This window comes from Neobacillus sp. OS1-32 (genome assembly GCF_030915425.1).
Lineage (GTDB): Bacteria > Bacillota > Bacilli > Bacillales > Cytobacillaceae > Neobacillus > Neobacillus paridis.
Genome location: NZ_CP133263.1, coordinates 3,332,962 through 3,344,910, shown reverse-complemented (window position 1 = coordinate 3,344,910; position 11,949 = coordinate 3,332,962). Strand labels below are relative to the sequence as shown.

14 protein-coding genes are annotated in these 11,949 nt (G+C 41.2%); 6 read left to right on the top strand and 8 right to left on the bottom strand.

Annotated features, from left to right (window positions below; all coding sequences use genetic code 11):
• Complete coding sequence (locus tag RCG24_RS16710) at nt 1-945, bottom strand: YybS family protein (RefSeq protein WP_308077515.1); 945 nt, start codon at nt 943-945, stop codon at nt 1-3.
• A gap of 181 nt (nt 946-1,126) precedes the next feature.
• Here RCG24_RS16710 and RCG24_RS16705 point away from each other — a divergent pair, with 181 nt between their 5' ends.
• Nucleotides 1,127-1,357: a hypothetical protein gene (locus tag RCG24_RS16705; protein WP_308077514.1), complete on the top strand. Its 231-nt coding sequence runs from the start codon at nt 1,127-1,129 to the stop codon at nt 1,355-1,357.
• 17 nt (nt 1,358-1,374) lie between these two features.
• Nucleotides 1,375-2,031, top strand: coding sequence for a molybdate ABC transporter permease subunit (gene modB / locus RCG24_RS16700; RefSeq protein ID WP_308077513.1), 657 nt, complete (start codon nt 1,375-1,377; stop codon nt 2,029-2,031).
• 170 nt (nt 2,032-2,201) lie between these two features.
• Here the strand turns inward: modB and rpsR are convergent, their stop codons facing one another.
• The 4 genes from rpsR to ychF form a co-directional block, all read right to left on the bottom strand.
• Entirely contained in the window at nt 2,202-2,441 is a 240-nt protein-coding gene (gene rpsR / locus RCG24_RS16695) for a 30S ribosomal protein S18 (protein WP_202654617.1), read from the bottom strand.
• A gap of 49 nt (nt 2,442-2,490) precedes the next feature.
• A complete protein-coding gene (gene ssb / locus RCG24_RS16690) occupies nt 2,491-3,000 on the bottom strand; it encodes a single-stranded DNA-binding protein (RefSeq protein WP_308077512.1) in 510 nt (169 codons plus the stop codon).
• Nucleotides 3,001-3,078: 78 nt separating this feature from the next.
• Nucleotides 3,079-3,366: a 30S ribosomal protein S6 gene (rpsF, locus tag RCG24_RS16685; RefSeq protein WP_202654619.1), complete on the bottom strand. Its 288-nt coding sequence runs from the start codon at nt 3,364-3,366 to the stop codon at nt 3,079-3,081.
• Between the two features lie 269 nt (nt 3,367-3,635).
• Nucleotides 3,636-4,736: a redox-regulated ATPase YchF gene (ychF, locus tag RCG24_RS16680; RefSeq protein WP_202654620.1), complete on the bottom strand. Its 1,101-nt coding sequence runs from the start codon at nt 4,734-4,736 to the stop codon at nt 3,636-3,638.
• Between the two features lie 341 nt (nt 4,737-5,077).
• Here ychF and RCG24_RS16675 point away from each other — a divergent pair, with 341 nt between their 5' ends.
• From RCG24_RS16675 to RCG24_RS16665, 3 genes are all read left to right on the top strand, one after another.
• Nucleotides 5,078-6,733: an SH3 domain-containing protein gene (locus tag RCG24_RS16675; RefSeq protein WP_308077511.1), complete on the top strand. Its 1,656-nt coding sequence runs from the start codon at nt 5,078-5,080 to the stop codon at nt 6,731-6,733.
• Complete coding sequence (locus RCG24_RS16670) at nt 6,730-6,888, top strand: hypothetical protein (protein ID WP_308077510.1); 159 nt, start codon at nt 6,730-6,732, stop codon at nt 6,886-6,888. Before RCG24_RS16675 ends, RCG24_RS16670 begins: the two co-directional genes overlap by 4 nt.
• Before the next feature lie 207 nt (nt 6,889-7,095).
• The gene (locus tag RCG24_RS16665) at nt 7,096-9,105 is read left to right on the top strand and encodes a molybdopterin-dependent oxidoreductase (protein WP_308077509.1); all 2,010 of its coding nucleotides are present in this window, start codon (nt 7,096-7,098) and stop codon (nt 9,103-9,105) included.
• 170 nt (nt 9,106-9,275) lie between these two features.
• Here the strand turns inward: RCG24_RS16665 and RCG24_RS16660 are convergent, their stop codons facing one another.
• A complete protein-coding gene (locus RCG24_RS16660; RefSeq protein ID WP_202654622.1) occupies nt 9,276-9,473 on the bottom strand; it encodes a DUF951 domain-containing protein in 198 nt (65 codons plus the stop codon).
• A 15-nt stretch (nt 9,474-9,488) separates the two neighbouring features.
• Nucleotides 9,489-10,364 (bottom strand): mechanosensitive ion channel family protein, encoded by an 876-nt coding sequence (locus RCG24_RS16655; protein WP_202654623.1) that lies wholly within the window; start codon nt 10,362-10,364, stop codon nt 9,489-9,491.
• Nucleotides 10,365-10,534: 170 nt separating this feature from the next.
• Here RCG24_RS16655 and yyaC point away from each other — a divergent pair, with 170 nt between their 5' ends.
• Nucleotides 10,535-11,146 (top strand): spore protease YyaC, encoded by a 612-nt coding sequence (gene yyaC / locus RCG24_RS16650; protein WP_308077508.1) that lies wholly within the window; start codon nt 10,535-10,537, stop codon nt 11,144-11,146.
• A 9-nt stretch (nt 11,147-11,155) separates the two neighbouring features.
• On the opposite strand, the gene RCG24_RS16645 is transcribed toward yyaC, so the two are convergent.
• Nucleotides 11,156-11,863: a DUF554 domain-containing protein gene (locus RCG24_RS16645; protein WP_308077507.1), complete on the bottom strand. Its 708-nt coding sequence runs from the start codon at nt 11,861-11,863 to the stop codon at nt 11,156-11,158.
• Nucleotides 11,864-11,949 lie beyond the last annotated feature (86 nt).

Genomic DNA, 11,949 nt, shown 5'->3' with positions numbered 1-11,949 from the left:
TTACTGTTTTTTTTCAAACCGCTTTCGAAAATCAAATCCCAAATCGGTAATACCCAATAACATTATTATATAATGAATAGTTGGAAACATAAAAGCGAGAATTGTAATAAAGACCCCCAGCCCTTTTGTCACAGACCGTTGATAAAAGATAAAAAAGAGAAATGACAGCCCTTGTATCACCATAAACATTTCCAATATATATATCGCATTGATGACAGCAGTATATAAAAATGTGCCTTCTGCCGGGTGGGCAAGGAGATGAATGGCCATTGCAATAATGTAATACCATAACAGGCTGCGCGGCAGGGTTAAGTTCCGGAAGCTGCCCCACGGCTGCACCTTGATGCCGAATCTTTTAATAATCGGAAAACAAATCCATTGGATGATAAATATGGATATAATTGAGACCATAATCAACAAACTCGGGGCAAGCGCTTGCAGCGTTTTAATCATCGTCGTATATTGTTTATGGATTTGCGCCAATTGGCTTTCTTGTCCCATTGACCTTAACAGATCCTCTGACATTTTAAACGATTGTTTATAGGCCTCCGTCAACTCATGAATAATATCAAATTTAAAAAAGGCGACGCTGACCGCATAGGTAATCACCAATCCGGCCATCAAAATAAGGGAGCTGGAAATCAATATAGTTGTCCGGCTCTTATTTTTTTGCAATAAATAGCCTATACTTGAACCAATCATGCCATATAGTAGCATGAACCCTAGGCCCATAAAGGAGCCTGCGATGAATGAAATAAACACCGCGGCGATAAAAAAGGCGATAATATTTTTTAAATTATTTTTTGCCGCAAACATCATAAATGGCAGTGGCAAAACAAAATTCAAGATCGAGCCAACCAGCGGTATATATATCGTAATTAATAATATGGCTGTGAAGGCTGCCAATAGAATGGCACCTTCCGTTAATTTACCTGCATTTCTCACTTCTTCACCCCTAAATGATTTGGAAACCTAATCCTTATTTTATCGACATCTAAAACTCTATTCAACCTATCTATTTTAACTATTTTTCGAAACTTTCATCATTCCTTAACGAATAAACTTATAAAATGAAATGATAACAGGTTATAATGAAGTATAGGTTTACCGGGAAAGGAAGAAATGGATGAAAAAACAATCTTTATTTCAATGTTCTATCATGCTGTTCATCCTATTTGTCTCAGGATGCTCAACGAGTAAGACGGACAAGATGATCGCTGATGGTAAAAAAGTAGAATTAACCGTTTCAGCAGCGGCAAGTTTACAAGCTGCTTTAACTGATATTAAAGCCGCTTTTAAAATCAATTATGGCGGCTCCGGGGCATTACTTAACGATTTTAAAGAAGTACGGCTTTAAGGGATTGAATTAACGAAATGTCAGCAAACTTTTGGTCACCGATTAAACTTTCTGTCGAGATTGCATCTATTTCAGGTATCTTGGTACTTATTTTTGGACTATTTTTTGGAAAAATTATGGCTGGAAAGAATTTTAAAGGAAAGGTTTTGCTGGAGACGGGGTTCCTTCTGCCGTTAGTATTGCCGCCAACGGTTGTCGGCTTTTTATTAATCGTAATTTTTGGCCGAAATAGTCCGATTGGACAAGTTATTGAATTGCTCATGCACCAGCCGCTGATGTTTACAAAATGGGCCGCTGTAATTGCCTCAACAGTTGTCGCCTTTCCGCTGATGTATCAATCGGCAAAAGCCGGATTTGAGGCGATTGATGAGGATATTGAAAATGCTGCCCGGGTGGACGGGGCTAATGAGCTAAAGCTCTTTTTCACCATTTCAATTCCGCTTGCTCTTAAAGCGATCATTTCTGGTGCAATATTAAGTTTTTCCAGGGCGCTGGGCGAATTTGGTGCGACATTAATGTTTGCCGGTAACATCCCCGGAAGAACGCAAACGATTCCTACTGCCATTTATATCGCCATAGATTCAGGCAATATGCAGCTTGCCTGGTTGTGGGCTATCAGCATGATGGCCATTTCCTTTATTATGCTGCTGTGCGTTCATTTTACAAAGTCTTAGTAATGACAATTCGCCGATTGACTACCCTTTAAAGCGACGACAGAGGCGTAGTTGCGCTTATGTGCTTAATAGGAAAGTTTATGCTTTCCTACTTTCAAAAAAAGACACCCTTGACGGGTGTCTTTTTTCAATTTATTTTATCAAGCTCCAAACGGTCGCTTTCTCTTTTCTTATTCGCCTGCAACAAATGGTAGTAATGCCATTTGACGAGCGCGTTTGATCGCAACGGTTAATTTGCGTTGGTATTTAGCGCTTGTGCCGGTTACACGACGTGGTAAAATTTTTCCGCGTTCAGAGATGAACTTTTTAAGTAAATCGACATCTTTGTAGTCAATATGAGTGATGCCATTAGCTGTGAAATAGCACACTTTACGGCGTTTTGCACGTCCGCCTTTACGTCCTCCTGCCATGAAAATTCCCTCCTTTAGAAGTTAATAAATCCGTTCGTTATAGGTTACATTAGAATGGGAGATCATCATCAGAAATGTCAATTTGGCCGCTTCCTGCAAATGGGTCATCATCCACTCTTGTAAACCCTTGATTAGCATTTTGACGTTGTTGATTCTGATTGCCGCCGCCATATGAAGACCCTTGAGGCTCCCGTGGTGGTGCGCCGTAAAAATCGTTGCCGTTTCTGTTGCTGGATGACCCTTTAGGTTCAAGGAATTGCACACTTTCAGCCAAGACTTCCGTCACATAGACGCGGCGTCCATCCTGAGCTTCGTAGTTTCGCGTTTGAATGCGCCCATCAACTCCAGCCAAGCTGCCCTTTTTCAAATAGTTAGCGACATTTTCCGCCGGTTTGCGCCAAACAACACAGTTAATAAAGTCTGCTTCGCGCTCACCCTGCTGATTGGAAAATGGGCGATTGCATGCCAAAGTAAAGGTAGCAACAGCTACTCCACTAGGGGTATAACGCAATTCTGGATCCTTCGTTAAACGGCCAACTAGCACGACACGATTCATCATCGGAATCAACTCCCTTTCTTTCCAAGATGTTCCACGTGAAACATGTAAGCTTGGAAAAAATTTATCATAAAATTAATCTTAGTCTTCTTCTTTAATTACGATATGACGAATGATATCTTCGTTAATTTTTGCAAGACGAGAAAATTCTTGCACTGCAGCTGCTGGGGAAGTTGTATTTACGATTTCGTAATATCCATCACGGAAATCATTGATTTCGTAAGCTAAACGACGCTTACCCCAATCTTTTGATTCAGCTGTTTCCGCTCCATTTTCAAGAAGAATGTTATTAAAGCGCTCCACAAGAGCCTTCTTTGCTTCATCTTCAATGTTTGGGCGGATGATGTACATAATTTCGTACTTATTCATCACGGTTACACCTCCTTTTGGTCTAAACGGCCCTCTCTTTTTTAAAAGGGCAAGGAGCAATTATTCATTACTCACGAATTCAAATTATAACATAGGCTGGATGGAAAAGCAATTTGTTTTCCGAAACGCTAATATACTTTGGAAAAGCGCTAATTAAACAGCTAAATTCGCTAATATAATGATCCAATTCGCTAATAAGTGGGACAAAATCGCTAATAAGTCTTTTTTCAATAACGAAAAAGTGTCAGGTACCACACCTGACACTCTCATCATACGTTAAAACGGAAATGGACAACATCGCCGTCTTGTACTTCATAATCTTTCCCTTCCAAGCGGACTTTACCAGCTTCCTTGGCAGCATTATAGCTTCCAGCAGCTACAAGATCCTCATAGGAAACAACTTCTGCGCGAATAAAACCGCGTTCGAAATCAGAGTGGATAATTCCCGCACATTGCGGTGCCTTCATCCCTTTTCTAAATGTCCAAGCGCGCACCTCTTGCACACCAGCGGTAAAATAAGTTGCCAACCCAAGTAAATGATAAGCGGCGCGAATTAACTGATCAAGCCCTGATTCAGCAATACCCAGTTCTTCCAGGAACATTTGCTTTTCTTCGCCTTCCAATTCGGCAATTTCCTCTTCTATCTTGGCACAAATGACAATAACTTCGGCATTTTCTTTTGCTGCATATTCACGAACCTGCTTTACATAGTCATTTTCGGATGGATCAGCAACATCATCCTCGCTGACATTAGCGACATAGAGTACTGGTTTAATCGTTAATAAATGCAAATGTCTGACTATTTTCATTTGCTCTTCGGTAAAAGCAACCGAACGCGCTGGTTTCTCCGCTTCAAAGGCCTCACGCAACAGCGTTAGAACTTCAAATTCGGCTACCGAATCCTTATCCTTTTGCTTGGCCATTTTTTCCACCCGGCCAATCCGTTTTTCAACTGTTTCCATATCGGCAAGAATGAGCTCCAAATTAATCGTTTCGATGTCGGAAATCGGATCCACTTTACCGGAAACATGGGTAATATTTTCATCAGCAAAGCAGCGAACCACCTGGCAAATAGCATCTACTTCGCGGATATGCGATAAGAATTTATTCCCCAAACCTTCCCCTTTACTGGCGCCTTTGACAATTCCGGCGATATCGGTAAATTCAAACGCGGTGGGAACGGTCTTTTTTGGATGGACCAACTCTGTTAATTTTTGCAGCCGGTAATCCGGCACCTCAACAATCCCGACATTGGGGTCAATTGTACAGAAAGGATAGTTTGCTGATTCCGCACCAGCTTGGGTAATTGCGTTAAATAACGTCGACTTTCCGACATTCGGCAAGCCGACAATCCCAGCAGTTAATGCCATTCACGTTCACTCCTCAAAGAATTTTTATCTATTTTAAATACCGTTAATTTTTATCAAGGCGGTGTGATTAGTCAAAGCATCATTCGCAGCAAAATACCCTTTACAAAAGTTTTGCTCCGCCCTTTACAAATACCTTTCACAATTATAGGCATTTGTCAGGAAAAAGACAAGAAATGATCAAACTCTTAATCTACTGAGTTTGTTAACATTTTTCAGCAATTTCCAACATTGTTCTCTATTTAACTAGCAAATATGGTAAAATTTAAAACAAGCAAATCTTATCATTGCCAAAAATAAACAATTTTATCCTTACTCAAGTCATTTATTGAAGAGGGAACACTATGAGAGAGACAAATGAACAATGTACAAGACGACCTCCGTTACTTGGTAATTTTTTAAAAAAAACCATCATCTTCATAGTTTGCTTTGTCGTCATATCAACAGTTGCTTTTCACAATGCTGTTCAGGCTGCGCAAAAAACAACTCAAGTAAATAGCCTTCCATTAACGAAATATGTCAATGTAGCCAGCGGTTCGTTAAATCTGCGGAAAAGTGCTTCGATAAATTCAGTGATTATTACGAGACTCAAAAATGGGACCAGTGTAAAGGTGTGTCAAGAAGCAAATGGCTGGGCCAAAATTGAGGTAAATGGAAAACAAGGTTTCGTTCGTTCTTCCTTTTTGATTGCCAAAAAAAAGGTGACTGGAAAACCAGCGAAAACGCCTAAAAAACCGAAAACAGTTACTAAATATGTTAATGTGAACCTTGGTTCCTCGTTAAATATGCGAAAAAGTGCCTCCACCACAGCATCTGTCTTGTTAAAATTGGCCCGGGGGGTACAGGTCACTGTTTACTCTGAAGCAAAAGGCTGGGCTAAAATTGGGGCATATGGAAAAACTGGTTATGTCAGTTCTGATTTTCTAAGCGCAACAAAACCGGCTTCCGGGACGAATACCGGTTCTGGCTCTGCTCCTTCAACCAATAACGGAGCGGGTCAAAATAACTCTCAAACGGATATTAAATATGTAGATGTTGAATACGGGGCCAGCCTGCGTATGAGGGCTCAAGCTTCGACAAATGCGGAGATTATAACACAACTGGCGCGGGGAACAATGGTCACTGTTATTTCAGAGAAAGACGGCTGGGCAAAGGTAACTGCAAATGGGAAAACCGGTTATGTCAGCTCTCAATTCTTATCAAAAACCGCACCATTTAATCCCAATACAACGAGCGGGAACATCGAAAAGGTGTATGAAAATTACAATATAAGCTTGTCTGAAATGCTCAAATTAGAGATCGCCAGCCATCCACAAACAGATAAAAAATACGATACGTTTCTACAGGCCGATGCCCTAACTTTAACAAATCCTGAAAGCGGTACCGTAAATGGAACCGGTTGGAATGTAAAGGGCGGTGCCGGTCCAGATTATTGGAATGTGGGACAGGTAAAAGACAAGGAAACCTTCAAGATTCTCGCTACTGTAAAGGGCAAAGATGATAAGGATTGGTATAAAGTGACCTATAATAAAACATGGGTTAATGCCAGTCCGGAGGATATTGCCTATTATTTGAATCCGAATAACTTCCTTGGCACCACCGCAAATTCACTGCAATTCCTTAAATTATCAGTGACAACCAACTTAAATGCCAATGAGGTAAATCAGCGTGTTTTATCCGGGAAAGGTGTATTACAAGGAACAGCAGCAACCTTTATATCTGCCGGAGAGAAATACGGGGTTAACGAGATGTATTTAATTTCCCATGCTCTCTTGGAAACAAATAATGGGAAATCCGAACTTGCCAAAGGAATTAAAGTAAATGGTAAAACCGTTTACAATATGTATGGAGTCGGGGCTTATGATGCTGATGCCATAACAGCGGTGCTCAATTTGCTTATAATGCCGGCTGGTTTACACCAGAAGCGGCGATTATTGGCGGAGCACAATTTATCGCTAACGGCTATATTAATGCCGGACAGGACACGCTTTACAAAATGAGGTGGAATCCTGGCGGGGCCGTGGCTACGGGCAAGGCAACCCATCAATACGCCTCAGATATTGGCTGGGCCGCAAAACAAGTTGCGCAAATGTATAATTTATATAGTTTAGTAGATTCTTATAAACTTGTTCTGGAAATACCGAAATATAAATAAGTAATTTTAGCGTTGTCCCATAGTTTTGCACTATGGGACAATTGCTCTTTAGCTGCTCCATTTGTCTCATAGCACCGCTCTATGGGACATTTACTCCAGATATACCTCCTACTTTGTCCCATAGGAACCTGTCCTAGTAAAATATCATAGTATTTTAAAAAAAATTGTATTATCCTTATTTAAAAAGTTAACGTTTCGGGGGTGAACATGTTGGCGACAGTAATAAAGGCAGCCTGCCCGTTAAATTGCTGGGATAGCTGCGGATTTCATGTGACCATCGAAGACGGTCGGGTAGCAAAAATTGAAGGCGACCCCGATCATCCGATTACAAAAGGGAAAATTTGCGGGCGCGGCCGCATGCTGGAAAAAAGGGCCAACTCAGCCGATCGCTTACTATATCCTTTAAAAAAGAGAAACGGTCAATTCGAACAGATTTCTTGGGAACAGGCACTCGATGAAATTGCCGCTAAATTAACAGCTATCAAAGAAGAATATGGTACAACAGCAGTGCTGCACAGCCATGATTACGCCAATAACGGGATTTTAAAAAATCTCGATCAGCGCTTCTTTAATTGCTATGGAGGTGTGACCGAGCTATATGGTTCACTATGCTGGGGCTCCGGGATCGAAGCGCAAAAATGGGATTTTGGCAATGTCTTAAGCCATGAGCCGAATGATCTTTATAACAGTAAAAATATTATCATTTGGGGCCGGAATGCCGCCCGTACTAATATGCATTTTTATGAAAAGCTACTAGAGGTTAAAAAACTAGGCGCAAAACTCTATGTGATTGACCCGCTGTTTAACGCAACCGCTAAAATGGCCGATGAGCATATTACCATTAAACCGGGAATGGACGGAATTTTAGCAGCCGGTGTCATCAAAGAAATGCTGCGTTTGGGTCTCGAAGACCAGGCGTTTATTGAACAATTCACTTATGGATTTCCTGATTTAGTGAAGCTGTTGGACGGGATTTCACTTGAAAAAATAACGGATATGACAGAGGTACCAGCCGCAACGATAACAAAATTAGCTTATCTATATGCTGACAAACCAACGGCAACTTTTATGGGGCTGGGCCTGCAGCGCTATAAAAACGGCGGTAATACCATCCGCCTGATCGATGCCCTTGTCGCGGTCAGCGGCAATATCGGTATCCCCGGCGGCGGCGCCAATTATGCCAATATCCAAGTTGGCCAAAGCTTTGCGTTTGCGGACTTGACTCTTCCCAACCGGCGCAAAAGTGAGCGGCAGTTTTCAATCATGAAACAGGCCGAGAGAGTTTTAACCGCAAAGGATCCGGAAATCAAAATGATTTTCGTAACCTGTGGCAACCCGCTGACGCAGGTTCCCGACTCAGCAGTGGTAGAAAGGGCTTTTTCTTCAGTCGAGACGTTAGTGGTTATCGAGCAATTTATGACTGATACGGCCAAGCTGGCGGATTATGTTTTACCGACAACAACGGCCTTTGAGGAAGAAGATTTTTATTATTCCTCGATGTATCACCATTATGTCAATTACGGCCCACAGCTGGTAACAGAACTCCCAGGTGAAGTGAAATCAGATTTGTGGATTTGGACGCAATTAGCCGAGCGGCTCGGGTTTGGAGCGGATTTTCATTTTACCCGGGATGAATGGTTGAATATGACGCTTAAACCACTCAAGGAAAAAGGCCTTACCCTGGAAAAATTAAAGGAAAAAGGCACTTTGGAACTGCCGGTAATAAAAATTCCTTGGCAGGACAGGAAGTTCGCAACGCCATCAGGTAAATTTGAATTTACTTCGCAATTGGCTCAACAAAAAGGGGGTACCGGCTTATTAACGCTTTCGGTTCCCGATGAATCGAAGTGGTCTAATCCGGAGCTGGCGCAGAAATATCCATATAGCCTACTAACGATTCACCCTCTGCGTTCCAACCATTCGCAACATTATCATTTACTGGGAGGAAATGTGAAGCTTAAAGTCGAGATTGCCTCAAATATTGCGGCTGGTTTAGGCCTGCAAAATGGCGACCAAGTCAGAGTTTGGAATGAGCGCGGAGAAATTAAAGGATTTGTTTCCATCCTAGCAGCAGCCCACCCTAATACGATTAATATCGAAGAGGGAATTTGGCGCAGGTTTGGCGGACCGGTAAATAATTTAACTTCCAGCCGTGAATCGGATAATGGCTTAGGCAGCACCCTCTATGACTGTCTTGTTAATCTAGAAAAACTATAGAGCTGTTTTCGTATTCAATACTATAAAAATAGATTCTATAATTTTATCGGCGAATTTTTCGTATTTAACGGTGAAACGAGACCTTTTATCGGCGATATGTCAGTTTTATCAGCGAAAAAGTAATTTTATCGGCGAATCATAAGAACAATAAAAAAAGCATGAAGTTTATTTTATTCTTCATGCTTGACTAAAACCTTTTTCATTTTCCGGGAAAATTCTCTTCTGGGGATCAACACGCTGTGGCCACAGCCCTCGCATTTAATCCGGATATCCATACCCATGCGGATGATCTTCCAGCGATTTGTTCCGCATGGATGCTGCTTCTTCATCTCAACAATATCATTTAGGGCAAACACCTTTTCCTCCATCTTGCATTCTCCTTTCTATTTTGGCTGTTTATCAGGGTACATGACAAATTTAGGTGCCGGAACCTTGATTCCATTATCGTCTAAAATGACTTTAATATCCTTGCGAATCATTCTTGCCACAGTGGAATGCTGCATTGGCAATGTTTCGGCGATTATCCTGAGCACCACCTCTGCCTGGCCCATTGATTGAATCCCCAGCAGCTGCGGGGTATCGACTAACTCTTCATACTCGTTTGGCATCTTTGTAAGCGCCTCTTCAATTACCTTTTGCGCCTTTTCAATATCTTCACCATAAGCAATGGCAATATCGATAACAGCGATGCTATTATTGATCGAAAAATTAGTAACCTGGGTAATGCTGCCATTAGGCAATATATGCACTTCTCCGGTCCAACTTTTTATTTTAGTCGTTCTTAATCCTATTGCTTCGACATTCCCTTCAAATTCTCCTACCCTAATATGATCGCCAACCGAAAATTGGTCCTCGAAAATGATAAAAAATCCGGAAATCACGTCCTTCACCAGGCTTTGGGCGCCAAACCCGACTGCCAGACCGACAACTCCTGCACCGGCAATCAGCGCTTCAACATTAATCCCAAAAACGGAAAGAACCATCATAAAGGCGATAAAATAGACCACATAGGTAATCGTATTATCCAACAGCTTCGCCAATGTTTCTTCCCTGCGCTCTGAATTTTTAAGCGGGGAAAGATTCCGCAGTTTAAAAACATTATGGATCGCTATTTTGCCGATTCGAATAATGATATTGGCAATGGCCATAATGAGAATAATCTTTAATAATCCTTGACCGAGACTTATCCATGTATCTTCATTTTGTAATTTATCAATGATATTTTTTTTAAATCCTTTTTCTGTAGTAAAATCCTCCATTTATACACCAACTTTCAAAGCTTTCATTCCCCATCTATTTTAACAATTTTTCTAAACAGAGAATAGTGAAGTGTTTTTAACATTTTTAACTTGGCTACGTATAGAAATTCTAAATTTTCCGTATAATGTTAAAGCAAATGTAAATGTTTCGTTGTTAAGGGGTGGACGTAATGAATCTGAAAGCGCACTTGTTCGATCGAAAAGCGAAAACATATATCCTCCATGATGATGTCTATGCTGTTCAAAGTCTTGCCACTGAATTACTTGCCAATATCCCGACAATCACCAGCCGTCCAATTGTCCTTTTATGTATCGGAACAGACCGCTCCACAGGAGATTCATTAGGTCCGTTAATTGGCACATTATTGGAGGAAAAAAGGCTGCCATCCTTTTATGTATATGGAACACTTGATGAACCGATTCATGCCGTTAATCTTGAGGATAGACTAAAGGAAATTCAAATGAAGCACGTGAACCCTTTTATTGTTGGTATTGACGCCTGCCTCGGGCGGATGAAAAATGTGGGCATGATCCAGGTTGGTAACGGTCCGGTTAAGCCAGGTGCCGGTGTCAATAAAGAACTTCCGGCTGTTGGCGACATCCATATCACAGGGATCGTCAATGTCAGCGGTTTTATGGAATTTTTCGTTTTACAAAATACCCGTCTCAACCTAGTCATGAAAATGGCCAGAACCATCGCTGACGGGATCTACCTGACAGGACTGCTTTATCAAAAAACTATGATTCAAGAAGAAAAGACCAATGAAACAGGGACCCGTTAAAGGTCCCTGTTAAATTTTAACATGATATAAAATCGTGACAATAATTGCGACGACGACTATTCCTGGAAGAAGATTAGCAACCTTTACCTTCGTTAAACCAATCATATTGAGCCCGATGGCAAAAATCATAATTCCCCCCGTTGCCGTCATCTCGGTAATAAACTGCTGCATTAACAGCTTCGGAACTAATTGATTAATTTGTGTCGCAAATGTTGCAATCAAACCTTCATATAAGACCACAGGGACGGTCGAAAAAATGACACCGATTCCAAGTGTAGTGGAGAGGATTAAAGCGGTAAAACCGTCTATCAGCGATTTGGTGTACAAGATATCATGGTTGCCGCGGATCCCGCTGTCCAGGGCACCAAGAATCGCCATTGCTCCAATCACGAAAATTAATGTAGCCGTCACAAACCCTTCTGATACGCTGCCTTTCCCGTTGTTTCCAACCTTATTTTCAAGCCATTTGCCAACATCATTTAATTTATCTTCCAATTTCAGCCATTCTCCAATCACTGCCCCGAAGACAAGGCTGAGAATCACAATTAAAAAATTATCGCTTTTCAAACCCATTTGCAGCCCTAAAACCATAACCGACAATCCAATTCCATACATAACGGTATTTTTCATGCCCTCAGGAATGCGGTTTAATAGTCTTCCAAGGACTGTCCCAATAATAATCAATAAACCATTCACCATCGTACCTAATAAAAACATCAACATTCACCTGAACTTGTTTGTCAAAATAATAATAGTTTAAACCTAACATGTTTTCTTGCTAAAGAAAAGGATTATTGAAAAAA